The organism is Pseudomonas sp. 57B-090624 (assembly GCF_003234055.1).
GTDB lineage: Bacteria > Pseudomonadota > Gammaproteobacteria > Pseudomonadales > Pseudomonadaceae > Metapseudomonas > Metapseudomonas tohonis.
The window spans coordinates 51,788-76,521 of the sequence record NZ_QKRU01000003.1; the positions used below are offsets into that span (position 1 = coordinate 51,788).

The window sequence follows — 24,734 nt, forward strand, 5'->3', positions numbered from 1 at the left end:
CCTCAGGGAATATGAAACACGGCGCTGCCGCGGGCCACGGGGTGTTCCCCGCAGCGCAGGTCCGCACTGGCGAAGGCCAGGCGCTGGCCCACCTTGTGGATCGCCGTGCGCACCTCCACCAGGTCCCCGAGCCGCGCCGCCCCGCAGAAATCCAGGCTCAGGTTCACCGTCGCCATCGCCAGGGGCGGGTCCTGGGAGAATGCCGTGGAATAGCCCAGCGCCACATCCGCCAGGGTGCAGAGCAGCCCGCCATGGGCCGTGCCCCGCAGGTTGCAGTGCTTCTCCCCGATACGCACTGCGATCACCAGGCCGCCGCTCTCGTCGCGGCGGCAATACAGGGGCCCCAGGAGATCGAGGAATGGGCTGCTGCGAAACAGCGGCTCGAAGCCGGGAAGCACTTCGCTCTCCATCAGCGCGCGCCCTCGCCGCCGACCCTGGCCACGCTGGCCACGCTGGCCAGGGCCACCGCCACCAGCTTCTCCTCGCCGCCCTTGATCGCGAAGACCTCGGCGAAGGTCGCCAGTGTCCGGCTGGATGCCTTCAACACCCGCCCCCGGGCCACCAGGCGCTCGCCCACTGCCGGCGCCAGCAGGTTGAGTTTGTACTCCGAGGTCACCACGTCCCCCGCCACCGAGGCCGCCGCCCAGGCACAGGCGCTGTCGGCCATGAAGCCGACCACCGCCCCATGTACGAAGCCATGATGCTGGTGCATCACCTCGGGCTTCACCTCGACCTCCAGCTCGACGGCACCCGCGCCGATGGCATTGACGCGTGCCCCCATCAGCGCGGCGAACGGGGTGGCGCCGATCACCGCTTCGAGTCGTTCCTGCAAACGCGGATCATGGTTCATGACACTTCCTCCTGAAAGAATGGCCGGCTTCTATATAGACCGGTCCAACTATTTTGATCACAAATTGATCGACCACAAGCAGCAGGCGGCCCGTATCAGGCCGGCGAATGCCGGGCCAACCAGCGGATCGATGGGAAATGGAGAAAAGAAAAAACCGCCTTGCGGCGGCTTCAGGCGCTTTTCAGCGCGAGGACTTCGGCCTTCGCTTGCCTCGCCCTCACCGGAGGCTTGCTCGGCGGCGTGCCCAGCTCGTTGCGCACCAGCGTGACCAGGCGGGTGATGTCCACGGGCTTGAGAAGGAAATCCACCACCTTCATGTGCATGGCCTCGATGGCGTCCTGCACGTCGGCATCGCCCGAGGACGAGGTGATGATCACCGGCAGGCTCGCCCGCGCCGACTGGCGCACCTGGCGGACCAGTTCCAGGCCACTGCCGCACTGCATGTGCAGCTCGGTCACCAGCAGGTCGATGGAGGGCCGCGCCAGCAGCAGGGCCAGGGCCTGCTCGCCGCTGTCGGCGGTGATGCAACTGATGCCGTGGGCGGTCAGGCGATCGGCCAGGGAGTCGCGGGCGGCTTCGTCATCGTCCACCAGCAGCACGCTGGGCTGGGCGTTCGGCACGCGCACCAGCTCATCCAGGGCTTTCATCTCCTCTTGGCTCAGCAGGTCACCGTAATTCATGGGTTTCACCTCGTAGCGGCCATCGCAGGCACGCTGCTCCGCACAAAGTCAGAGTGCGCGGGATTACGCGTGTGTGATAGCGGAACATCATAAGAGTTCCCGTTTCGCCGCCGAACGGTGCAAAAATTGACCAGCGCAGCGGTGGCGCTCGCAAACCCTCGCCCCAGACGGCTGCTGCCGCACCGGGAAGCGGTCGGGGCCGGCTCTATACTTACGTCCAATGTGCAGCGCCGCCCCGGCCACCGACCATGCACCCACAACAAGAGCGCCGTGGAAAACACAGCATGAGCACGACGGACGCCTTCGCCCAGGCGGGCAAGCAGGCGGTGATGCAGAACGTCCATGGCACCATGGAATTCCTGCAGAAGTTCCCCCCCTTCAACCAGATGGAAAGCGCCCACCTGGCCTACCTGGTGGAAAACTGCCTGCTGCGCTTCTATGGGCGCGGGGAATCCATCATCAAGCCCAGCGACGGGCCGGTCGAACACTTCTACATCGTCAAGCAGGGCCGCGTGGTCGGCGAACGCCCGCATTCGGCCAAGCGCGGCACCGAGACCACCTTCGAGATCGCCGGCGGCGAATGCTTCCCCCTCGCCGCCCTGCTCGGCGAGCGCGCCACCCGCACCGAGCACCTGGCCGGCGAAGACACCTTCTGCCTGCTCCTGGCCAAGCCCGCCTTCGTGCGCCTGTTCGCCCTCTCCGGCCCGTTCCGCGACTTCGCCCTGCGCGGCGTCAGCAGCCTGCTCGACCAGGTCAACCAGCAGGTGCAACTGCGCGCGGTGGAAACCCTCGGCGCCCAGTATTCGCTGGACACCCGCCTCATCGACCTGGCCGTGCGCCAGCCCATCGCCTGCCCGCCGCAGATGCCCCTGCGCGATGCCGTGCGGCTGATGCACGAGAACCAGGTGGGCAGCATCGTCATCGTCGACGAGCAGCAGCGGCCCCAAGGCATCTTCACCCTGCGCGATTTGCGCCGGGTGATCGCCGACGCCTGCGCCGACCTCGGCCAGAGCATCGCCGAGCTGATGACCCAGCAGCCCTTCCACCTGCCGCCGGATGCCAGCGCGTTCGATGCCGCCATCGCCATGACCGAGCGCCACATCGCCCACGTCTGCGTGGTGGACGACGGCCGCCTGCGCGGCGTGGTCTCCGAGCGCGACCTGTTCTCCCTGCAGCGCGTCGACCTGGTGCACCTGGCCCGCACCATCCGCCACGCCGGCCGCGTCGAGACCCTCGCCGCCCTGCGCAGCGACATCCAGCGCCTGGTGGACAGCATGCTCGCCCACGGCGCCAGCTCCACCCAGATCACCCACATCATCACCCTGCTCAACGACCACACCGTGTGCCGGGTGATCGAGCTCGCCATCGAAGAGCAGGGCGACCCGGGCGTGCCCTTCACCTGGCTGTGCTTCGGCAGCGAAGGGCGCCGCGAGCAGACGCTGCACACCGACCAGGACAACGGCATCCTCTTCGAGGCCCGCGACGCCGCCGAGGCCGCCGCCATCCGCGGGCGCCTGCTGCCCCTGGCCGAACGCATCAACCAGGACCTGGCCACCTGCGGCTTCGAGCTGTGCCGCGGGCGCATCATGGCCGGCAACCCCGAGCTGTGCCTGTCGCGCCAGGAATGGAGCCGCCGCTTCGCCGGCTTCATCCGCGAGGCCACCCCGGAAAGCCTGCTGGGCTCGAGCATCTACTTCGACCTGCGGGCCGTCTGGGGCGAACGCGAGGGCTGCGAGCAACTGCGCCGCGAGGTGCTCGCGCAGGTCGCCGACAACCGCCTGTTCCAGCGCCTGATGGCCGAGAACGCCTTGCGCCAGCGCCCGCCCGTGGGCCGCTTCCGCGATTTCGTGGTGGCCCGCAAAGGCGCCGAGAAGGACACCCTCGACCTCAAGGTCCAGGGCCTCACCCCCTTCGTCGACGGCGCGCGCCTGCTCGCCCTGGCCCACGGCATAGACAGCTGCAACACCCTCGAACGCCTGCGCCAGCTGGTCGCCCACGAAGTGATAGACGCCCAGGACGGCGCCGCTTTCGAAGAGGCCTACCACTTCATCCAGCAGACCCGCATGCAGCAGCACCAGCAACAGGCCCGGCAGGGGCTGCCCTTCACCAACCGCCTCGACCCGGACAGCCTCAACCACCTGGACCGACGCATCCTCCGCGAATCCTTCCGCCAGGCCCAACGCCTGCAGGCCAGCCTCGCGCTGCGCTACCAGCTATGAATGCCTTCTCCTGGTTCACCCGGCGCCAGCGCCCGGCCCTGACAGACGACCAGCAGCAGCGCCGCGACGCCCTGCCCGCGCCCCAGGCGCTGGACGACCGGCCCCTGGCCGAGCAGCGCTTCGTGGTGCTCGACCTGGAGACCAGCGGCCTGGACATGAGCCGCGACCTGGTGCTGTCCATTGGCGCGGTGAGCATCGAGGCCGGCGCCATCCCCCTCGGGCGCGGCTTCGAAGCGACCCTGTACCGGAACGCCGCCACCTCCCCCGCCGTGCTCATCCACGGCATCGCCCCCAGCGTCTCCGCCGCCGGCCTGGCGCCGGCCGAAGCCTTGCTGGACTTCATGGACTACCTGGGCGACAGCCCGCTGCTGGCCTTCCACGCCCCCTTCGACCAACGCATGCTCGCCCGCGCCCTGCGCCAGGACCTGGGCCTGCGCCTGCGCCACCCGTTCCTCGACATCGCCGAACTGGCCCCCCTGCTCTGCCCCGACGCCGGCATCCGCAACGGCGGGCTGGACCAGTGGGCCGAGTACTTCGGCCTGCAGGTGCAACAACGCCATCACGCCAGTGCCGATGCCCTGGCCACCGCCGAGATGGCCCTGATCCTCTTCAGCCGCGCGCGCCAGCAAGGCCTTGGCAGCCCCGCCGCACTGGCCGCCGCCCTGGCCCGCTGGCAGCGTCGCCAGCAGCAACCCGGCCTCTGAGCCCGCGCCATGCGAACGGTCGTCGCCAGCCGACGGCCTGCGATTGCGGCCGGGTGCCAGCATCGGCATAATTGCGAATCATTCTCGCTCCATTTCCTACCAGCCTGCTTCGCGCGGCGGAGGTTGCAGTGTCGCTTGGGGAAACCACGAACCATGCTCTGGCGGGCGCGCTCTATCGCGACCATCGCGACTGGCTGCTCGGCTGGCTGCGGCGCAGCCTGAACTGCCCCCATCGGGCGGAAGACCTCAGCCAGGACACCTTCGTACGCATCCTCGGCAAGGCCGACCTGCACCAGGTGCGCGAGCCCCGCGCCCTGCTCACCACCATCGCCCGTGGCCTGCTGGTGGACCATTTCCGTCGCAGCGCCCTGGAACGCGCCTATCTCGAGGAACTGGCCCTGGTCCCCGAAGCGGTGCAGCCAGGCCTGGAGGAACAGGCGCTGATCCTCGAATCCCTGCGCGAGATCGACCGCCTGCTGGGCACGCTCTCCAGCAAGGCCCGCGCCGCCTTCCTCTACAACCGCGTCGACGGCCTCGGCCACGCCGAGATCGCCGAGCGCCTGGGCGTTTCCGTGCCGCGCGTGCGCCAGTACCTCGCCCAGGGCCTGCGCCAGTGCTACATCGCCCTCTACGGTGAACCGACGTGAACCGCGCCCCGGTTTCCTCACGGGTTCTCGACGAAGCCATCCACTGGCAACTGTGCCTGGGCTCCGGTGACGCCAGCGCGGGCGAGCAGGCGGAATTCCTCCAGTGGCACGCCGCCAATGCCGAGCACGCCCGCGCCTGGGCGCAACTGGCCGGCCTCGACCAGCAGTTCGTCGCCGCTGGCAACGCCCCGGCCCGCCGCGCCCTGTTGCGCTCGCCGCGCCGCATGCGCCGCAGCGCCAGCCTGCTCGGCCTGGTCCTGGTCGGTGCCCTGGCCCTGGGCCTGGCCAACCAGCAGCGCCCACTGAGCGACTGGCTGGCCGACGAAGTCACCGCCAGCGGCGAACAACGCGACCTGCTGCTGCCCGACAGCACCCACGTGCGCCTCAACAGCCGCAGCGCCCTGGACATCGAGTTCGACCCGGCCCAGCGCCGCATCCACCTGCGCAGCGGCGAGATCCTCGTCGAGACCGCCCACGGCGACCCGCGCCCCTTCGTGGTCGGCACCGAGAACGGCGACCTGCGCGCCCTCGGCACGCGCTTCCTGGTGCGCGCCGAGAAGAACGGCACGCGCCTGATCGTCCTGCAGTCGGCGGTCGCCGCCCACCCGGCCCAGGCCGACGACGAGCGCATCATCAAGGAAGGCCAGCAGGTGCTGATGCGCAGCACCCGCCTGGACACCAGCCAGAACGCGCCGGTCGGTGCCGACGCCTGGGTACGCGGCATGCTGGTGGTGGAGAACGCGCGCCTGGCCGACCTGCTGGAGCAGTTGGGCGAGTACCGCAGCGGCTACCTGGGCGTCGCCCCGGAAGTCGCCGACCTGCGCATCAGCGGCAGCTTCCCCCTGAATGACAGCGATCTCGCCCTCGACGCCCTGCCCCCCAGCCTGCCCGTGCGCATCGAACGCCATACCGGCTGGTGGACCCGCGTGGTGCCCGCCAACAATTAGCGCCTCATCCGGCGCTCCCTGGTAGCCCGGGCTTGAGCCCGGGAGAACCGGCATCCGGCAGACTTTCAAAAAAATTTCTCAGTGCCCCTATCACTTTTCCATCCTGATCCGGCAACAGGTCATTGAGACTTATTTCCTATCAGGAGTCGTTCGCAATGACGCTTGCCTTCCGCCCCAGCCTGCTTGCCGCCGCCATCGTTCTGGGCAGCCTGTCCGCCCATGCCGTCGCGCAAACCCAGCAGTACACCCTGCCCGCCGCGCCCCTGGCCAGCACCCTGAGCCGCATCGCCAGCGAAGCGGGCATCGTGCTGAGCATCGATCCGAGCCTGACCAGCGGCAAGACCGCCCAGCCGGTGCAGGGCGAGTATTCGCCGGTCGCCGCCCTGAACGCCGCGCTGAACGGCAGCGGCTTGCAACTGGTGCAGAACGGCAACAGCTACAGCCTGGCCGCGCTGCCGCAGGACGCCATGGTCCTGCCGAGCACCAACATCGACGGCGCCGCTGCCAGCGAAAGCGCCTGGGGCCCCACCACCGGCTACCTGGCCCAGCGCACCGCCGCCGGCACCAAGACCGACACCGCCCTGGCCGAAGCCCCGCGTTCGATCTCCGTCGCCACCCGCGAGCAGATGCAGGACCGCAGCGTCCACAGCCTCGACGACGCCGTGAAGTACATGCCTGGCATCGTCTCCGCCAGCTTCGGCAGCGACACCCGCTACGACTGGATGCGCGTGCGCGGCTTCGAGCCGACCCACTTCCTCGATGGCCTGCCGCTGCCGCGCGGCGTCTACGCCAACCCGAAGCCGGAAACCTGGAACCTGGACCGCCTGGCCCTGCTGCGCGGCCCGGCTTCCTCCGTATACGGCCAGACCCCGCCCGGAGGCCTGCTGGACATGGTCAGCCGTCGCCCGAGCGCCGAGACCCGCCACGAGATCGAGGTGCAGTACGGCAGCGACAACCATCGCCAGATCAACTTCGCCAGCACCGGCAAGATCGACGAGCAGGGCCAGTTCCTCTATGGCCTGAGCGGCGTGGTGCGCGACAGCGGCACGCAGATCGACCACGTCGACAACAAGCGCTACAACCTCGCCCCCAGCCTGACCTGGAACATCGACCCCGACACCACGCTGACCCTGCTGTCGCAGTTCACCCGCGACGATACCGGCACCACCAGCCAGTTCCGTCCGATCCAGGGCACCAAGATCGATATGCCGTTCGGCAAGATCTCCCACCACAAGAACCTGGGTGACCCGGACTACGACTTCTACGACCGCACCTACTATGCGCTGGGCTATGCCTTCGAACATCGCTTCAACGAGGTCTGGCAGTTCCGCCAGAACCTGCGCTACACCAAGTCCGAGCTGTCGTTCCAGACCGTCACCGTCAACAGCTACATCCCATCGCTCGCCGGCTTCGGCTACGTGGTCGACGCCAATGGCAATGTCGGTCGCAACAGCACCAACACCGATGAGGCGATCAGCCAGTTCGCGGTGGACAACAACTTCCAGGCGGACTTCACCACCGGCGGCATCGATCACACCCTGCTGCTCGGCCTCGACCACCAGCGCATCGAAACCGACTACATGTCGGTCTTCGGTACCGCCTTCAACGGCTACGCCCCGCCGGACATCAACGTCAACAACCCCGTATACGGCCAGCCGATCGTGCGTCCGCCGCGCTCCCTGGCGTTCTACGACTACAACCAGAAGACCATCCAGACGGGCCTCTACGTCCAGGACCAGATGGCCCTCGACCAGTGGCGCCTGACCCTCGGCGGCCGCGAGGACTGGGTGCACACCGGCACCACCTTCCTCAACCAGGGCGATGCCACCAACACCGAGCGCGACAAGGCCTTCAGCGGTAACGCCGCCCTCAGCTACGTGTTCGACTCCGGCTTCACGCCCTACCTGTCGTACGCAGAATCCTTCCAGCCCACCAGCAACGCCACCGCCTCGCCGACCGACTCGTTCAAGCCCACCGAAGGCAAGCAGTGGGAACTGGGCGTGAAGTACCAGCCGCCGGGCAGCGACATCCTGCTGAGCGCCGCCGTCTACGACCTGACGCAGCAGAACGTCTCGGTGACCAACCGCATCAACGGCACGCCGGTCACCAGCCAGGACGGCGAAGTGAAGGTCAAGGGCCTGGAGCTGGAAGCCGTGGGCGACGTCACCGACAACCTGAAGCTGATCGCCTCCTACACCCAGGCGAAATCCGAAGTGCAGGACGGCGAGTACAAGGGCAAGCGCCTGCAACTGATGCCCAACCGCCAGGCCTCGCTGTGGGCCGACTACACCTGGCACAACGGCGTGCTCGACGGCTTCGGCATCGCCGCCGGCGCCCGCTACACCGGCAACACCTTCGGCGACCAGGCCAACAGCGAGCTCGGCTTCGCCAAGTCCTACACCGTGTTCGACGCCGCCGTGCACTACGACCTCGGGCGCCTGGACAGCAGCCTGAACGGCGCGTCGCTGGCGCTCAACGCCACCAACCTGCTGGACAAGGACTACCTCTCCACCTGCGACGGCTACTACTGCTACTACGGTGACGAGCGCAGCGTCGTCGCCAGCGCCACCTACGCGTGGTGACCCCCTCGCCGCCAACCACGTACCACCGAGGCCGCCCGCCGGGCGGCCTCGGGCTTCCGGACGGATCATGAAAACCACCACCATCCGCCGCTGGTCCTTCGTCCACACCTGGACCAGCCTGATCTCGACGGCCTTCCTGCTGCTCCTGGCACTGACCGGCCTGCCGCTGATCTTCCACCACGAGATCGACCACCTGCTGGGCGACGCCCCGGTGCTGCGCGAGATGCCGGCGGACTCGCCGCGCCTCGACCTGCAGCAACTGGTGCAGGCCGCCGAGGCCCATCGCCAGGGCGAGGTGGTGCAGTACCTGGGCTGGGAAGACGACGAACCCAACGGCGTGGTGGCCATCACCGCCGCCACCGCCGGCACCGAGCCCAATTCCTCGCACACCTTCATGCTCGACGCCCGCAGCGGCGAGCCGGTGGCCATGCCTTCGGCCAACGGCGGCTTCATGATGACCATGCTGCGCCTGCACGTGGACCTGTTCGCCGGGCTGCCGGGCAAGCTGCTGCTGGCCTTCATGGGCCTCTTGTTCGTGGTCGCGATCGTCTCCGGCGCGGTGCTCTACGCGCCCTTCATGCGCCGCCTGGAGTTCGGCACCGTGCGCCGCGACCGCTCCCCCCGCACCCGCTGGCTGGACCTGCACAACCTGATCGGCATCGTCACCCTGACCTGGGCCCTGGTGGTCGGCGTCACCGGGGTGATCAGCGCCTGCGCCGACCTGGTGATCGCCGCCTGGCGCAATGAGAGCCTGGCCGCCATGGTCGAGCCCTACCGCGACGCCCCGCCGCTCACCGAGCGCGCCCCGGCCACGCGCCTGCTGGAGATCGCCGGCCGGGCGACGCCGGGCATGGCGCCGGACTTCATCGCCTTCCCCGGCACGCGCTTCTCCAGCGAGCACCACTACGCGGTGTTCATGAAGGGCAGCAGCCACCTCACCTCGCACCTGTGGACGCCGGTGCTGATCGACGCGCGCACCCTGGAGGTCACCGCCGTGGGCGAGCGCCCCTGGTACATGGACGCCCTGGCCATGTCCCAGCCACTGCACTTCGGCGACTACGGCGGCCGGCCCATGCAGCTGCTGTGGGCGACCCTGGACGTGCTGACCATCATCGTCCTCGGCAGCGGGCTCTACCTCTGGTGGGTGCGCCGACGCGCGCCGGCGCGGCAGCGCGGGGAGGCGACGGCATGAACCTGAAGCGCATCTTCGCCATGCCCGCGCTGCTGGCCGCGCTCACCGCCATCGGCCTGGTGGGCGCGCTGCTCGGCGACGGCATCTGGGACGCCCTGGCCTGGGTCGGCCTGGGCATCCCCGCCTTTCTCGGCATCCGCCCCTTCCTGCAGCGGCGCTGATCGGGCCGCCGGCAAATTCCGGCGAACCCCTGGAGCGCGGCGGCGTCCATACGTCTGTGTCCCAGACCTGGAGGTCGCCATGCTCCGCATCGCCGTAGCGGCCCTGTTCGCCGCCCTGCTCAGCACGACAGCACTCGCCGCCGAGGTGAAGTACTTCCCCCTGCCACCGGGCAGCGGCCCGCGTGACGTGGCGCCGGCCACCGATGGCCGTGTCTGGTACACCGCGCAGAAGCTCGGCCTGCTCGGGCTGCTCGACCCCATGACCGGGCAGAGCCAGCAGGTCGCCCTCGGCGCCGGCTCCAGCCCGCGCGGCGTGGTGGTCGGCCAGGACGGCGCGGCCTGGGTCACCGACGCCGGCCTCAACGCCCTGGTGAAGGTCGACCCGGACCGTCTCGCCACCAAGCACTACCCGCTGCCGGGCAACGCCGCCGACGCCGGCCTCAACAGCGCCACCTTCGATCGGGCCGGGATGCTCTGGTTCACCGGGCAGCACGGTTTCTACGGTCGGCTCGACCCGAAGAGCGGCGACATCGAGGTCTGGCGCGCCCCGGGTGGCGCCGGGCCCTATGGCATCACCACCACGCCCGATGGCGAGATCTGGTACGCCAGCCTCGACGGCAAGCACATCGCCCGTATCGACACCGCCTCCGGCCACGCCGAGGTGATCACCTCACCCGAGGCGCAGCAGGGCCCGCAACGCATCTGGAGCGATTCGAAGGGCACCCTCTGGGTCAGCGAGAGCGGCAGCGGCACGCTCAGCCGCTACGACCCGCTGGCCAACGCCTGGAACAGCTGGGCCCTGCCCGGCGACAAGGCCGACGCCCACGCCATGTTCGTCGACGAGCAGGACCGCATCTGGATCAGCGACTTCGCCAGCAATTCCATCCTCCGCTTCAACCCCTTCAGCCAGCGCTTCACCGCCTTTCCCAGCGACCAGGCCAACGCCCGGGTGCTGCAGCTCTCCGGCCGCATCGGCGAAGTCTGGGGCGCGGAGTCCGGCCTCGACCGGCTGGTGATGATCAGGGATTGAGCGGGTACAAGGCTCAACCCAGGCACCGTCATCCTACGGACCAGGTTCGTACTCGGCGCCAGCCTACCCGGGGTCACCCGCCGTAGGTTGGCGCCGAGTGCAGCGAGGCCCAACGGTGCAAGACCCAACCCCACCTCGGCCGCTGAATCGTAGGATGGGTAGAGCACCGCGAAACCCATGCTGAAGGCCCGGCACCCAAAGTATCTCCGTGCCGGGAATCGATGGGTTTCGCTTCGCTCTACGCCATCCTACGGCGATCAGAACCGATAGCTCGCGCTGGTCATCAGGGTGCGCGGGTCGCCGGGCATGATCTGCACGGCGCTGGTGGCGGTGGCGTAGTAGGTCTTGTCGGCGATGTTGGTCAGCGCGGCCTTCAGGTCCCACTGCTCCAGGCGGTAGCCGAGCAGGGCGTCCCAGCGGCCGTAGCCCGGCAGCGCCACGGTGTTGGCGTTGTCGGCGTAGCGGTCGCCCACCAGGGTCAGGCCGGTTTCACCGTACAGGCCCTGTTCCGGTTTCCAGCTGAGGAACAGGCTGCCGTTGCGCTCGGCCACGTCGCCGATGCGCTTGCCTTCCAGGCCGTTGTTGTCCTTGACGATCTCCGCGTCCTGCAGGCCGATGCCGCCGCGCAGGTACCAGTTGCCGTGGAGGCGGCCGCTGGCGGTCAGCTCGATGCCGCGCGAGCGCTGCAGGCCGGAGAGCAGGAAGTTTCCCGGGTTCAGCGGGTCGGAGGTGCGGCGGTTGTACAGCTCGATCTCGTAGACGGCCAGGGTGGTGCTGAGGTTGTCCTCCAGCCAGTCGCTCTTCACGCCCACTTCGTACTGGCGGGTGTGTTCCGGGCCGGTGTCGTTGGTGTTGGTGGTCGCGCCGGCGGTGACGCCGATCAGGCCGCCGCCCACCGGCGAGTAGGTCTTGCTGTAGGAGGCGTAGAAGGAATGGTCGCGCAGCGGCGTCCAGACCACGCCCACGCGGGGGCTGAAGCTGTCGTCCACCTGCTGCTCGCTGCGGCGGGTGAGGCGGTTCTGGCTGTCCACGTCGAAGTGGTCGTAGCGCAGGCCGAACAGCACCTGCCACTGCTCGTTCAGGGTCACCTGGTCCTGGATGTACAGGGCGCGGCTGTCGATGCGGTGCTGGGCATCGCTGCTGGCGACCATGCGCCCGGTCTGCTGGCGAGTGGTGTCGGGGTTGAAGATGTCCAGCGAGGGCGCGGCGTTCGCGGCGCCGGTGGCGTTGGTGTAGAGCTTCGGGTCGCGGTGCTGGTTGCCCAGCTCCAGGCCGGTGAGCAGACGGTGCTCCAGGCCGGCGGTGTGGAACACGCCTTCCAGCTCGACGTTGTTGAAGATGTTGCGGGTGGTCAGGTCCTGCTGCCAGCGGGCACGGCCCACGGTGCGGGCGGCGGCGTTGACGCTGGTGACGTAGGTGTTGTCGAAGTCGCTGTCGAGCTTGAACACGCCCAGGGTCTGGCGCAGTTGCCAGTCGGCGTCGATGTCGTAGGTCAGGCGCGAGCGCAGGGACTGTGCCTTGTCGTCGATGTAGTCGCGCTGCAGGTCGCTGTAGACGGTGTCGCGACCGACGTCCGCCGGGTGCCCATTGAGCCCGGGGATGCCGCGATCCGGGGTGCGCCGGTGGCGGCTGTATTCGTATTGCACCAGCCAGTTGAGGTCGGGGCTGAGCTGCCAGCTCATGGACGGCGCGAACAGCTGGCGGCTGGAGTCGATGCCCTTGCGGAAGCTGTTGGCGTCCTGCTCGCCCATGTTCAGGCGCAGGGAGAGGTTCTCGCTGGGGTCGGTGCTGAGGTCGGCATAGAGGCTGCGAAAGTCCTGGCTGCCCAGCTGCGCTTCCAGGGTCGAGTCCAGACCGGCCTGGGGCTGCTTGCTGATGCGGTTGACCAGGCCACCCTGGCTGCCACGGCCGTAGAGCACCGCCGCCGGGCCCTTGAGCACCTCGATGCGCTCGATGTTGTGCAGGTCGCGGGTGTACTGGCTGTCGTCGCGGATGCCGTCCAGGTAGAAGTCGTTGCTGGCGTCGAAGCCGCGGATGCGCAGGCCGTCGAAGCGGGTGTCGCTGGCGTCGCTGACGTTGGGCAGGCCGGCGAGGGCCTGGGCGATATTACGGGTGCCGTAGCTGAGCACATCCTCGGTGCGCACCGTGTCGATCGCCTGGGGCACGTAGCGCACCGGAGTGGCGGTGCGCGTGGCGGTGGAGACCTCTTTCACCCTCGAGTCCTGGCTGCGCTTGCCGTCGACTTCGATGGCGGGCAGCTCGGTGGCGGCCATGGCCAGCGGCGACAGCAGCACAGAGGCCAGGCTCAGGGCCAGGGGTGAAAGGGCAGGCAGTTTGGCAGGGGTCGACATGGGGCAGGTCCGCATCCTGGTAGAGGGTAAAAGAATCGGTTGCGGATGATATTTATTTTCATTTGATCTTTATAGTCATTTGCATCGAAATATTTACACGATGCTGACATTCCCTCGTCCTCTTCCCTCGCACCGCTCCAGGCCGCGCCGTCCTTGGCATGCGTCCTTCATCGGGCCTGGCGCCGCGCTTGCCCGGAGGGCTCCTGGCGGCCCGGCCAGGGCTCGAAACCGATCACCACGCCCTGCCTTTCCGCGCGGTAGCCGGGAAACAGTTCGGCGATCCGGGCCGCCAGGCGTCGGCTGGCGGCACGCTCTTCCTGCAGTTCACCGCGCATCGCGGGTGTCCTCCTCTTCGTCACGGCGCCGGTACCACAGGCGGAAGAACCCGGCTGCCAGCAACAGGGCGCCCTGGGAGAGCGCCACGCACAGCTGCAGGAAGGAGTTCACCGAGGGGTTGTTGCGCGGGTCGATGACGCCGGTCAGCGCATGCCAGAAGGACTCGGGCAGCACCATCAGCGCCAGGTTGGCCACCGGCTTGCCGGTGATCAGCCAGAGGTCGATGAAGCCGAAATTGCCGGCGAACATCAGGCCGCCGAGTATCAGTACCGAGACCACCAGGCCAAGGGCGAAGCAGGCTGTGAATTGCACCATTGCACGCATCGTTTCTTCCTCCTGAAGGGCGCGGCGGTGGCCGCGCCCGGGGTTATCAGCCCTGGACCTGGGCGGGTTTGACGGCACCAACGCCGTACCAGTCGAGCTTGCGGGTGAGCACCATCACGCAGGCCAGCAGGCCGAACACCAGCAGCGAGCCCATCAGCAGCGCGTAGTCCTCGGCGCTGAGCAGGCCGTAGAGCATCCCGTAGAGCGCCGCCAGCCCGGCGGTGAAGCCCGCGCCACGGGCCCAGCTGTGCAGCACGTGGCTGACGTAGAAGCCCACCAGCAGCACGCAGGCCGCCGCGGAGAGGCCGTAGGCCAGGGCGAACTCCAGGTGCTCGGACAGCGACAGCAGCAGCAGGTAGAAGAACGCCAGGGCCAGGCCCACCAGGGCGTACTGCACCGGGTGCACCGCCAGGCGCTTGAGCACTTCCATGAGGAAGAAGCCGGCGAAGGTCAGGCAGATGAACAGCAGGGCGTACTTGATGGCGCGATCGGTCTTCAGGTACTGGTCCACCGGGTCGACGAAGCTGACACCGAACACCTTGCTGTTGAAGGCCTCGCAACGCTCGGCGTAGGCACAGTTGGCCAGGGCCGCTTCCATGTCGGTGGCGAAGAAGCTGGTCTGCCAGCGGGCGCTGAAGCCGTCGTCACGCACCTCGCGCTCGGCGGGCAGGAACTCGCCGACGAAGCTCGGGTGCGGCCAGCCGGACTTCAGCTCCACCTGGCTGTCGCGCCCCACCGGGGTGATGCTCAGCGACTCGGTGCCCTGCAGCTTGAGGTCGAAGCCGAAGTCGAGGTTCTGCACCTCGCCCGCCTGCAGGCTGGGCAACGGCACATGCACGCCGCCGGCCAGTACCGGGTCGCCGCTGCCGGGCTGGAAGTCGAAGCTGCGACCGTTGAGTTCCAGCTTCAGCGCATTGCTGATGCCGCGGATGTCGCTGATGCCCACCGCAAGGAACGGCGCCTCGAAGCGGTAGTCGGCCAGCCCTTCCCCGATGCCGTAGTTGGCCGGCAGCAGGAACTGCCCGCTAATGCGGCTATCGCTCTTGTACAACCGCGCCTGGTAGATGCCCCGGGCACGCAGCTCGGTGTCCACCTCGCCGGCCAGGCGCAGGCGCTCCGGCAGGAAGAACAGGCGGCTGCGTTCCTCTTTCTCGTCGAGGTAGCGCTGGCCGGTCTTCTCGTTGGTCTTCCACTCACGGATCACGCGGCGGTAGGGCACCACCAGGATCGGCCCCGTCACCTGCTGGCTGTAGCTGGAGCTCTGGGCGATGTTCTCCAGCACGCCATTGCGCGCCTGCTGACGCTCGTCGATCAGGCCGTCGATCATCAGCAGCGGAATCATCAGCAACAGGATCAGCAGGGCAATGGCGCCCAGCTTGAAACCCAGGGTACGGGTCATCTCGGACTCTCCTCATGTGTTCTCGATGGGGAAAGTCTGGAGCCCGCCCAAGGCGGCGTTATGGGGGAAGTGTGGAGTTTGTGTGGGAATTGGGTGGAGAGGGGGGATCGCTCATGCGGGGATCGTAGGATGGGTAGAGCGAAGCGAAACCCATCAGCGGAATCGGGCGTTGCCCCATGGGTTTCGCTTCATTCGCAGAACGCCGCCCGCCCACCCTACGAGGTGCCCGATAATGCGTGATGCGCGAGACGGAACACGGCCCGGTGGATGGGTGAAGCGTCACCCACCCTACAGGCCACATTCGCGAATGAATTCGCTCCCACAAGGGGCCGGCGCCCACAGCAAACGATCAGCACGACCCGCGGATGTAGTCCTCCAGGTGGTGGATCAGGCTTTCCTGCTCGGCGGTGATGTCGCGCACCAGGTCGCGGATGGACAGCAGCCCGATCACCTTGCCGTCGTCCAGCACGGGCAGGTGGCGCAGGTTCTTCTCGGTCATCAGCTGCATGCAGAACTGGTTGCTGTCCTTCGGCCCGACCACGAAGAGGTTGGAGGTCATGATCTCCTGCACCTCGGTGCCGTAGGAGGAGCGGTCCTTGGCGGCCACGCGACGCACGTAGTCGCGCTCGGTGACGATGCCCACCAACTCGTCACGCTCCATCACCAGCACCGCGCCGATGCCCTTCTCGGCCATCAGTTCGGCCGCCTCCAGCACGGTGGTGGTGGGGTCGACCCGGTAGATGGTCGTGTGGGGCTTGCCCCGCAGTATTTCGGCGACGCTCTTCATTGGCTGCTCCCGGTTTTCTCGTTGTTATGTGCACCGCGTTCCATGCACGGCGACGGTTTGAGAATAGTCAATTGTGGGCACTCGCAAGACGCGGCAGAATCGCCGCCACTCGGGCCTTCCGGCCCTTTGGAAAAGGAAATTCCCATGCTCCCCCGCAAGACCCTCTTTGCCCTCACCGCCCTCTCGCTGCTCATGCTCGGCGGTTGCTCCAGCAAGAGCTATGTCACGCCCAGCCATGGCGTTCCCCTGGCCGGCATCGATGACGCCGATATCGAAGAGCTGTTCAGCAAGAAACCTGCCAGCCCCTTCCCGGCGCAGTTGAGCATCGTCCGTGTCACGAGCACCTATCGGGACGGGTTCGAGGTGGTGCAAACCCGCGACATCGAGTCCGACGCCGATCTGGCGCGCATCGCCGAACAGCCGCTGATCAGCCAGACCGCGCCCCTGAGCCGCCTGCTGGTTCCCAGCGACATGAAGAGCCTGAAGGACCTGCGCCTGCCCGCCGCGCGCATGCGTTCGGACCTGCTGCTGGTCTACACCGTGGACACCACCTTCTATGTCGACAGCACCCCGCTGGGTCCGCTGACCGCCGTTTCGCTGGGCTTCCTGCCCAACCACCAGGCGCATGTCACCGCCACCGTCGCCGGCATCCTGGTGGATGTGCGCAGCGGCTACATCTACGGCTCCACCGAGGCCACCGCCCAGGAAGAACAGCGCTCCAGCACCTGGTCCACCGAGGACGCGGTGACCGAATCGAAGAGCCGCGCCGAGAAGGCCGCGTTCGCCCGCTTCAGCGAAGGCTTCCCGGCGTTCTGGAAGGGTGTGACCGCGAAGTACGCCAGGAGCGTACCGGCCACGGCGGAGTGATTGCTCCGCGCTGAGGTGGATCACGCGGAGCCGGGCCACCCGAGCGCCTGGAGAGCCAGGCAGGCGGATGCACCAGGATGGTGCCTGCGCTAAGTCAGGCCAGCGGCAGGCGCAGGCGCACTTCCACACCGCCGTCGAGGTTGCAGACCTGCAGGCTGCCGCCGTGCAGCTGCGCCACTTCCTGGACGAAGTTGAGCCCCAGGCCGGTGCTCTTGCGGCCGCTGCCGGGGCGCGGCAGGGAATAGAAACGCTCGGTGAGGCGCGGCAGGGCGTAGTCGGGGATGGCCTCGCCCTGGTTGTACAGGCGCAGGTCCAGCTCATGGCCGTCGCGGCTCGCGGTGATGCGGATCAGGCCGCCCGCCGGGGTGAAGTCCAGGGCGTTGTCCAGCAGGTTGGCCAGCGCCTGGCGCAGCAGGAAGCGTTCGCCCGATGCCTCGAGACCGATGTTCACCGCATTCTCGATGCGGAGCCCGGCGGCCTCGATGCGCGCCGCCTGGGCCTGCAGCAGGTCTTCCACCAGGGGCGCCAGCGGCACCGGCACGCGCTCCTCCAGGCCCTGACGCTGCTCGACCTGGGCCAGGTACAGCAGGCGTTCGATCAGTTGCTGCAGGCGCGCGCTCTCGCCGCTGATATTGGCCACGAAGCGCTGGCGCTGCGCCGGGGGCATCTCGCCCTCCAGCAGCTCGGCCGCGCCACGGATGGCGGCCAGGGGGCTCTTCAGTTCGTGGGTCAGGGTGTGCACGTAGCGCTCGACGTAGGCCTTGCCTTCCAGCTCGGTGCGCATGCGTTCGACGGCCCGGGCCAGTTGCGCCAGCTCGCCGCCGCGCAGGGTGGGCAGCTCGGCGCGCTGGCCTTCGCTGACGGCCTGGGCGTAGCGGGTGAGGCGGCGCAGGGAGCCGCTGAGCCACCAGGACAGCAGCCCGCCGATCAGCAGGCCGAGCCCGATGAGCCCGGCACCGAGCCAGGCCAGGCGCATCTGCGAGCGGTAGATGTAGGGCTGCAGCGAGCGGTTGGGCTTGGCCACCGAGACCACGCCTATGATCCGGCCGTTGTCGCGGATGGGGGCCGCCACGTACATCACCGAGGAGTCCGGGTCGCTGGGGTCCTCGCGGGTGGAGCGGGCGCCGTACTGCCCGCGCAGGGTCAGCAGCACGTCGTTCCAGCCGGAATAGTCCTGGCCCACGGCCAGGCCGCTGGAGTCCAGCAGCACCTTGCCGGTGTCATCGGTGACGTAGATGCGGTGGTTCACCTCGGTCTTGCGCACGCCCCAGATCTCGGCACCGGGCTGGCGCTTGCCATAGGCCTTGAGCAGCTCGGGCAGGTTGCTCTGGCCCAGGGTGCCGTCGCGCACCGGGTCGCGGAGGATCTCGGCCAGCAGGTTGGCGGTGTCCACCAGGGTCTCTTCGGTGGACTGGCGAACGCCGGGGCGGATCTCGTCCATCACCGTGCTGAGCACGAAGTAGCCGGCCAGGCCGACGAAGAGGAAGTACACCAGGAAGATGCGGACGCCGAGCGGCATGGCGGGGCTCCGGTCAGGCGTTGGGGTCGTAGCTGTAGCCGAGGCCGCGATGGGTCTGGATCGGCTCGGCCTCGGCGTTCACCTGGCGCAGCTTGGCGCGCAGGCTCTTGATGTGGCTGTCGATGCTGCGCTCGTAGCCGGCATCGCTGGCCACGCCCACCGAATCGAGCAGCTGCTCGCGGCTGAACACCCGCTCGGGCTGCGCCAGGAGCGTCTGCAGCAGGCGGAACTCATGGCGGGTGAGGCTCAGCAGCTGGCCCAGGTAGTGGATGCGGAAACGCTCGACGTCGACCACGAAGGGCCCCTCGGCGGCAGCCGCCGCGACCATGGCGGGCGCAGCATCGCGCGGGGCGGTGCGCTTGAGGATGGCGCGCACCCGGGCGGCCACCTCACGCGGGCTGAAGGGCTTGACCACGTAGTCGTCGGCACCGATCTCCAGGCCGACCACGCGGTCGATCTCGGCGTCACGGGCGGTGAGGAAGATCACCGGCACCTCGGAAAAGCGCCGCAGGCGCTTGCAGGCTTCGAAGCCGCTGATGTCGGGCAGGCCGACATCGAGGATGACCAGGTCGAAGGGCTCGCGCGCCAGCAGTTCCAGGGCCTCGCCGGCCAGGCTCGACCAGGTGACGCCGAAACCGTCGGCCTGCAGGGCATAGACCAGGGTGTCGGCGATGGCCGCTTCGTCTTCGACAATCAGGATGTTGGGCATGGCGTCCGTGCAGGCGGGGAAATAGCCGGCACGGTGCCGCAGGCCTCGGGCGGCGTCAATCCCGCCGAGGCCCTTGGCTCAGCCGTGGCTCAGCACTGGGGCTTGCCGGCGGTGAACTTGCGCCCGGGGTAGATGGCGGCGCGGAACTCGCGCAGGGCCTTGGCGCCGATCAGCAGCGGGTAGTTGAAGCTGCTGCGGTCGGTGAGGTTGACCTCGACGGTGCGCTTGGTGTCGCCCAGGCACATTTCCATCTCGATCACCGGGCGCTTGGTCGGGTCGGCCTTCTCGCCCTCGTCGTCCTCGTCGTCTCCGGCTTCCTCGGAGCGCGTCTTGATCTTGCTGATGCGCGCCAGGCGGTGCTCGTAGAGGGTGTCGTCGGCGTCCTTGGTGGCCAGGCGGAAGCGCACCCAGTCCTCGCCGTCGCGCTGGAAGCGCTCGATGTCCTTGGCCGACAGCGAGGCGGTCAGGGCGCCGGTGTCCATCTTGGCCTTGAGGGTCTGGCCGATCTCCGGCAGGCGGATGTATTCGTAGCGGCCGTAGAGCTCGGGGTCCTCGGCGGCGAAGGCCGGCAGGGCGACCAGGGTCAGCAGGGCTAGGAAGCGTTTCAACGGGTGGTCCTCGGGATCAGGGTGCAGGGAGTAGGACTGGATGGCCGGCCATTGGTTCGCGTCACTTCGCCTTGGCGGGCGGCAGGCGTTCGCCGCCCCAGAGGGCGTCGAGGTTGCGGAAGCCCCAGTCCTCGGGGGCTTCGCGGCCGATGATGCGATCGCGCCCCTCGAGAGCCGCCAGGTCGATGGTCTCCTGGGGGATCGGCACCTTGGAGCGCGCGGAGAAGAACACCTTGACCCGGGGCAGCAGCAGGGAGCGGGCGTTCTGGTCGATCACCACGCCGAGGCGGCCGCTCTCCAGCCGCACCAGGGAGCCGGTGGGGTAGATGCCGACGGTCTTGACGAAGGCCTGGAAGACCTGGGGATCGAAGTGCCCCTTGGTCCACTCGGCCATCTTGTGCAGGGCCTCGGCCGGCGCCCAGCCCTTCTTGTAGGGGCGGTCGGAGGTGATGGCGTCGTACACGTCGCACACCGCGCCCATGCGCGCCAGCAGGCTGATCTGTTCGCCGCCGAGGCGATGGGGGTAGCCGCTGCCGTCGAACTTCTCGTGGTGATGCAGGCAGACGTCCAGCACCAGTGCGCTGACCTGGCGGCTGTCGATGAGCATGCGCGCACCGGCCTGGGGGTGGTGGCGCACCGTGGCGAACTCCGCGTCGGTGAGGGCGCCGGGCTTGTTCAGCAACTCCAGCGGCACGGCCATCTTGCCGATGTCGTGGAGCAGGCCGGCCAGTCCTGCTTCGCGCACCTGGGCCTCGCTGAGCTGCAGTTGGCGCGCCAGGGCGATCATCAGCGCGCAGACGGCGACCGAGTGCATGTAGGTGTATTCGTCGGAGCGCTTCAGCCGCGCCAGGCTGATCAGCGCATTGGGATGGCGCAGCACCGAGTGGGTGATGGACTCCACCAGTTCGGCGGCGTGGCCCAGCTCGATGGCATGGCCGAGGCGGGCGTCGCTGAACATCGCCATCACCGCCTCACGGGAGCGGGCGCAGAGCTGCACCGCGCGGGACAGTTCCTCTTCCATCGTCGCCGGGCTGACCACCACCGGCGGCGCCTTGGCGGCCTCCAGCAGGCGCGCCTGGGCTTCCTGCTGCACCTGCTCGGCGGTGCACCCGCCGCCGGCGGAGTCCGCGTCGCTGTCCAGGCCTCTGGACGTGTCTATCCACACCTCGGTGACGGCGCTGTCGAGGATGCGGGCGAGGTCCTTTTCGGATTTCAGCAGGAAGCTGCTCTTCCAGAAGGGGTGGTCCATCCATGAACCGCATAATTCCTGGACGTACATGCCCAGGCGCAGGTCGGACACAGCGATCTTCTTGAGCACGGTAACTACTCGATGGAAATACGCGAATGCGGCTCCATCATGCCTGATGGCCAGCTGCCAGGACAGCCACCCGAACGGGACTTTCGCACCCCGTCACGTCTTGGCAAGCGAAGCCCGCTGCGTATCATGGCAACGCCACCCACAGGCCAAGGAGCCGAGGACCTATGCGGGCGCTGCTGACCGGTATCACCACCATCCTGCTCATCCTGATCAACACCCTGGTGCTGATCGGCCCCATGCTGCTGATCGCCCTGCTGAAGCTCGTGCTGCCGGGCCAGGCGCTCAAGGACGCCTGCTCCCGCGCGGTGATGTGGATCGCCGAGACCTGGGCCGAGAACGACAAGCGCATCTTCGCCCTGCTCACCCCCACGGTCTGGGACATCCGGGGCGGCGGCGGCCTGCGCGGCGATACCTCCTACCTGGTGGTCTCCAACCACCAGTCCTGGGTGGACATCCCCGCGCTGGTGCAGGCCTTCAACCGCAAGACGCCCTACTTCAAGTTCTTCCTCAAGAAGGAGCTGATCTGGGTGCCCTTCATCGGCCTCGCCTTCTGGGCGCTGGACTACCCCTTCATGAAGCGCTACTCCAAGGCCTTCCTCGACAAGCACCCGGAGATGAAGGGCAAGGACCTGGAGATCACCAAGGCCGCCTGCGAGAAGTTCAAGCGCCTGCCGGTGACGGTGGTGAACTACCTCGAAGGCACGCGCTTCACCCCGGCCAAGCAGGCCCAGCAATCCTCGCCCTACCGCCACCTGCTCAAGCCCAAGGCCGGCGGCGTGGCCTTCGTGCTCGCCGCCCTGGGCGAGCAGCTCGACGCCATGCTCGACGTCACCCTGATCTACCCCGGCAAGCAGGTGCCCGGATTCTGGGCCCTGGTGTCCGGCCAGGTGCCGAAGGTCATCGTCGACATCCAGACCCGCGACATCGACCCCTCGCTGTGGCAGGGCGACTACGAGAACGACCCGCAATTCCGCCAGCACATCCAGGATTGGGTGACCCGCCTCTGGGCCGAGAAGGACGCGCGCATCGAACAGCTGCGCAGTGAACTGCAGGGCTGAGCCCGCCAGCCGCGCCCTCCCTCAGCATTTTCCGACGAAACGGCACAACCCCCTTGAGCACTGGCTCAGGGGGCTGCGATGTCCTGCGCGACGGGGTGTGGGAATTGGCCGAAAAGGCGCTTGCCGTGTTTATATTGAACGCTCGATCAATTTAAAAGGAACCTCGACGCCCTCTTCCGTTTCTCATCAGGCGCGTGCCTGAACCTGCGTCAAAGGAGCATTTCTTGTCGACCCCCTCCCCCTTCCGCCAAAGGGCCGCCCGACCATGAGCGTGCCCAATCCCCCCGGCAGCCTGCCGCTGCGCATGAACACGCCCGTCCTCTTGGGATCGGCGGGCTTCGTCCTGATCTTCGGCCTGGTAGTCGCGATCTTCACCGAGCAGGCCGGCGCCTGGTTGCTGCAGGCCCAGGCCTGGGCCGCCAACAGCGTGGGTTGGTACTACCTGCTGGCCATGACCCTGTACCTGGTGTTCGTGGTCGTCACCGCGCTGTCCGGCTACGGCAAGATCAAGCTCGGCGCCGACCACGACGAGCCGGAATTCAGCTACCTGTCCTGGGCCGGCATGCTGTTCGCCGCCGGCATCAGCATCACCCTGTTCTTCTTCTGCGTCTCCGAGCCGCTGACCCACCTGCTGCAACCGCCGCAGGGCGAGGCCGAGGGGCCCGAGGCCGCGCGCCAGGCGATGCAGTTGCTGTTCCTGCACTGGGGCCTGCACGGCTGGGGCGTGTTCGCCCTGGTGGCGATGGCCCTGGCCTATTTCGCCTACCGCCACAACCTGCCGCTGGCGCTGCGCTCGGCGCTCTACCCGCTGATCGGCAAGCGCATCAACGGCCCCATCGGCTACACGGTGGACGCCTTCGGCATCATCGCCACGGTGTTCGGCCTGGGGGCGGACATGGGCTTCGGCGTGCTGCACCTGAACGCCGGCCTCGACTACCTGTTCGGCATCCCCCACAACCAGTGGGTGCAGGTGCTGCTGATCGCCCTGATGATGGGCGCGGCGGTGCTGGTGGCGGTGAGCGGCGTCGAGAAGGGCGTGCGGGTGATGTCCGACGTCAACATGCTGCTGGCCTGCTCGCTGTTGCTGTTCGTGCTCTTCGCCGGGCCCACCCAGCACCTGCTGAACATGCTGGTGCAGAACGTCGGCGACTACCTCAGCGCCGTGCCGGCCAAGAGCTTCGACCTCTACGCGTGGAACAGCCCCTCCGGCTGGCTGGGCGACTGGACGGTGTTCTACTGGGCCTGGTGGATCGCCTGGGCGCCCTTCGTGGGGCTGTTCATCGCGCGCATCTCGCGCGGGCGCACCATCCGCGAGTTCGTCTTCGGCGTGCTGTTCATCCCCCTCGGCTTCACCCTCGCGTGGATGTCGATCTTCGGCAACAGCGCCCTGGAGCTGGTGCTCGACCACGGCATGACCGAACTGGCGGTCGGCGCCATCGAAGACCCGTCGATGGTGATCTACAAGCTGCTGGAGACCTACCCCTGGAGCCGCACGGTGATCGCCGTGACGGTGTTCGTCAGCTTCGTGTTCTTCGTCACCTCCGCCGACTCCGGCACCGTGGTGCTGTCGACCCTCTCCGCACGCGGCGGCGAGGAAGGCGAGGACGGGCCCAAGTGGCTGCGGGTGTTCTGGGGTGCGATGACCGCCCTGATCACCAGCGGGCTGCTGTTCGCCGGCAGCATCGACGCCCTGAAGTCGGCGGTGGTGCTGACCTCCCTGCCCTTCTCGCTGATCCTGCTGCTGATGATGTGGGGCCTGCACAAGGCCTTCTACCTGGAATCCCAGCGCCAGCGCGCGCGCCTGCATTCCCTGGCGCCGCTGGACCAGCGTCCGCGCAAGGGCGGCTGGCGCCAGCGCCTCAGCCAGGTCGTGCACTTCCCCTCGCGGGACGAGGTGTACCGTTTCATGGAACAGCAGGTGCGCCCGGCCATGGAGGCGGTCGCCGAGCAGTTCCGCGAGAAGTCGCTGCGGGTGGAGACCGAGCTGGACCCGGCCAACGCCAGCCTCAGCCTGGAAGTCGGCCATGGGGAGGAAACGCCCTTCCTCTACCGGGTGGTGATGCGTGGCTACTTCACGCCCTCCTTCGCCGTCGCCGGGCTGGACGCGCGCAACCTGCGCAACCGCCGCTACTACCGTGCCGAGGTGCACCTGGCCGAAGGCAGCCAGGACTACGACCTGGTGGGCTACAGCCGCGAGCAGATCATCAACGACATGCTCGACCAGTACGAACGGCACCTGCAGTTCCTGCACCTGGTGCGTTAGCTAGGGAGCCCGGGCTACGGAGCAGTCCGTAGGATGGGTAGAGCCCTGCGAAACCCATCCTACGTCCTACAGCAAGCTCCGGGCCGTAGTAGGTCGGGTGAAACCCGACATGCCTTCCCCCATAAAAAAGAGGAGCCCAAGGGCTCCTCGAAAACAGGTACCGCAACGTAGCAGACGCGGTAC

At 67.9% G+C, this 24,734-nt stretch carries 23 protein-coding genes; 11 read left to right on the forward strand and 12 right to left on the reverse strand.

The features are described 5' to 3' along the window. Positions 1 to 2: 2 nt before the first annotated feature. The 3 genes from DMX10_RS02220 to DMX10_RS02230 form a co-directional block, all read right to left on the reverse strand. Positions 3 to 410 (reverse strand): PaaI family thioesterase, encoded by a 408-nt coding sequence (locus DMX10_RS02220; protein WP_111259572.1) that lies wholly within the window; start codon positions 408 to 410, stop codon positions 3 to 5. Continuing rightward, positions 410 to 850, reverse strand: coding sequence for a PaaI family thioesterase (locus DMX10_RS02225; protein ID WP_111259573.1), 441 nt, complete (start codon positions 848 to 850; stop codon positions 410 to 412). The genes DMX10_RS02220 and DMX10_RS02225 overlap by 1 nt, the downstream gene beginning before the upstream one ends. A 170-nt stretch (positions 851 to 1,020) precedes the next feature. Then, a complete protein-coding gene (locus DMX10_RS02230; protein WP_111259574.1) occupies positions 1,021 to 1,530 on the reverse strand; it encodes a response regulator in 510 nt (169 codons plus the stop codon). A gap of 284 nt (positions 1,531 to 1,814) precedes the next feature. On the opposite strand from DMX10_RS02230, the gene DMX10_RS02235 reads away from it, so the two are divergent. The 8 genes from DMX10_RS02235 to DMX10_RS02265 all read left to right on the forward strand — a co-directional run bounded on the left by DMX10_RS02235 (position 1,815) and on the right by DMX10_RS02265 (position 11,012). Continuing rightward, positions 1,815 to 3,749 carry a putative nucleotidyltransferase substrate binding domain-containing protein gene (locus DMX10_RS02235; RefSeq protein WP_111259575.1) on the forward strand — a complete coding sequence of 645 codons (1,935 nt, stop codon included), beginning with the start codon at positions 1,815 to 1,817 and terminating at the stop codon, positions 3,747 to 3,749. After that, positions 3,746 to 4,453, forward strand: coding sequence for a PolC-type DNA polymerase III (locus DMX10_RS02240; RefSeq protein WP_111259576.1), 708 nt, complete (start codon positions 3,746 to 3,748; stop codon positions 4,451 to 4,453). The genes DMX10_RS02235 and DMX10_RS02240 overlap by 4 nt, the downstream gene beginning before the upstream one ends. A gap of 128 nt (positions 4,454 to 4,581) precedes the next feature. After that, the gene (locus DMX10_RS02245) at positions 4,582 to 5,100 is read left to right on the forward strand and encodes an RNA polymerase sigma factor (protein ID WP_111259577.1); all 519 of its coding nucleotides are present in this window, start codon (positions 4,582 to 4,584) and stop codon (positions 5,098 to 5,100) included. Next, positions 5,097 to 6,047, forward strand: a complete 951-nt coding sequence (locus DMX10_RS02250) for a FecR family protein (protein ID WP_111259578.1) — start codon at positions 5,097 to 5,099, stop codon at positions 6,045 to 6,047. The genes DMX10_RS02245 and DMX10_RS02250 overlap by 4 nt, the downstream gene beginning before the upstream one ends. Positions 6,048 to 6,202: 155 nt before the next feature. Next, a complete protein-coding gene (locus DMX10_RS02255) occupies positions 6,203 to 8,629 on the forward strand; it encodes a TonB-dependent siderophore receptor (RefSeq protein WP_111259579.1) in 2,427 nt (808 codons plus the stop codon). 67 nt (positions 8,630 to 8,696) lie between these two features. Continuing rightward, positions 8,697 to 9,821 carry a PepSY domain-containing protein gene (locus DMX10_RS02260; RefSeq protein WP_111259580.1) on the forward strand — a complete coding sequence of 375 codons (1,125 nt, stop codon included), beginning with the start codon at positions 8,697 to 8,699 and terminating at the stop codon, positions 9,819 to 9,821. Continuing rightward, a complete protein-coding gene (locus DMX10_RS32925) occupies positions 9,818 to 9,982 on the forward strand; it encodes a hypothetical protein (RefSeq protein WP_178082911.1) in 165 nt (54 codons plus the stop codon). Before DMX10_RS02260 ends, DMX10_RS32925 begins: the two co-directional genes overlap by 4 nt. A gap of 79 nt (positions 9,983 to 10,061) precedes the next feature. Continuing rightward, positions 10,062 to 11,012, forward strand: a complete 951-nt coding sequence (locus tag DMX10_RS02265; RefSeq protein WP_111259581.1) for a lyase — start codon at positions 10,062 to 10,064, stop codon at positions 11,010 to 11,012. A gap of 257 nt (positions 11,013 to 11,269) precedes the next feature. Here DMX10_RS02265 and DMX10_RS02270 read toward each other — a convergent pair whose 3' ends face one another. From DMX10_RS02270 to DMX10_RS02285, 5 genes are all read right to left on the reverse strand, one after another. Continuing rightward, a complete protein-coding gene (locus DMX10_RS02270; RefSeq protein WP_111259659.1) occupies positions 11,270 to 13,345 on the reverse strand; it encodes a TonB-dependent siderophore receptor in 2,076 nt (691 codons plus the stop codon). Positions 13,346 to 13,530: 185 nt separating this feature from the next. Then, positions 13,531 to 13,698: a hypothetical protein gene (locus tag DMX10_RS32730; protein ID WP_158545563.1), complete on the reverse strand. Its 168-nt coding sequence runs from the start codon at positions 13,696 to 13,698 to the stop codon at positions 13,531 to 13,533. After that, the gene (locus DMX10_RS02275) at positions 13,688 to 14,014 is read right to left on the reverse strand and encodes a hypothetical protein (RefSeq protein ID WP_236206594.1); all 327 of its coding nucleotides are present in this window, start codon (positions 14,012 to 14,014) and stop codon (positions 13,688 to 13,690) included. Before DMX10_RS02275 ends, DMX10_RS32730 begins: the two co-directional genes overlap by 11 nt. 55 nt (positions 14,015 to 14,069) lie before the next feature. Further along, positions 14,070 to 15,422, reverse strand: coding sequence for a cell envelope integrity protein CreD (gene creD, locus DMX10_RS02280; RefSeq protein ID WP_111259582.1), 1,353 nt, complete (start codon positions 15,420 to 15,422; stop codon positions 14,070 to 14,072). A 349-nt stretch (positions 15,423 to 15,771) separates the two neighbouring features. Continuing rightward, positions 15,772 to 16,209 carry a CBS domain-containing protein gene (locus DMX10_RS02285; protein WP_021217056.1) on the reverse strand — a complete coding sequence of 146 codons (438 nt, stop codon included), beginning with the start codon at positions 16,207 to 16,209 and terminating at the stop codon, positions 15,772 to 15,774. A 144-nt stretch (positions 16,210 to 16,353) separates the two neighbouring features. Between DMX10_RS02285 and DMX10_RS02290 the strand changes: the two genes are divergently transcribed. Then, on the forward strand, positions 16,354 to 17,076 hold the full coding sequence (locus DMX10_RS02290) for a hypothetical protein (protein WP_111259583.1): 723 nt from the start codon (positions 16,354 to 16,356) through the stop codon (positions 17,074 to 17,076). A 94-nt stretch (positions 17,077 to 17,170) separates the two neighbouring features. On the opposite strand, the gene creC is transcribed toward DMX10_RS02290, so the two are convergent. The 4 genes from creC to DMX10_RS02310 form a co-directional block, all read right to left on the reverse strand. Further along, a complete protein-coding gene (gene creC / locus DMX10_RS02295) occupies positions 17,171 to 18,595 on the reverse strand; it encodes a two-component system sensor histidine kinase CreC (RefSeq protein ID WP_111259584.1) in 1,425 nt (474 codons plus the stop codon). A gap of 13 nt (positions 18,596 to 18,608) precedes the next feature. Further along, a complete protein-coding gene (gene creB, locus DMX10_RS02300; protein WP_111259585.1) occupies positions 18,609 to 19,304 on the reverse strand; it encodes a two-component system response regulator CreB in 696 nt (231 codons plus the stop codon). Between the two features lie 89 nt (positions 19,305 to 19,393). Then, complete coding sequence (locus DMX10_RS02305) at positions 19,394 to 19,912, reverse strand: ATP-dependent zinc protease (RefSeq protein WP_111259586.1); 519 nt, start codon at positions 19,910 to 19,912, stop codon at positions 19,394 to 19,396. A gap of 61 nt (positions 19,913 to 19,973) precedes the next feature. Continuing rightward, positions 19,974 to 21,230 (reverse strand): HD-GYP domain-containing protein, encoded by a 1,257-nt coding sequence (locus tag DMX10_RS02310; protein WP_111259587.1) that lies wholly within the window; start codon positions 21,228 to 21,230, stop codon positions 19,974 to 19,976. Between the two features lie 164 nt (positions 21,231 to 21,394). On the opposite strand from DMX10_RS02310, the gene DMX10_RS02315 reads away from it, so the two are divergent. Together DMX10_RS02315 and betT are read left to right on the forward strand one after the other, a co-directional pair. After that, the gene (locus DMX10_RS02315; protein ID WP_111259588.1) at positions 21,395 to 22,288 is read left to right on the forward strand and encodes an acyltransferase; all 894 of its coding nucleotides are present in this window, start codon (positions 21,395 to 21,397) and stop codon (positions 22,286 to 22,288) included. Positions 22,289 to 22,592: 304 nt separating this feature from the next. Continuing rightward, positions 22,593 to 24,551 (forward strand): choline BCCT transporter BetT, encoded by a 1,959-nt coding sequence (gene betT, locus DMX10_RS02320; RefSeq protein WP_178082912.1) that lies wholly within the window; start codon positions 22,593 to 22,595, stop codon positions 24,549 to 24,551. Positions 24,552 to 24,734: the final 183 nt, after the last annotated feature.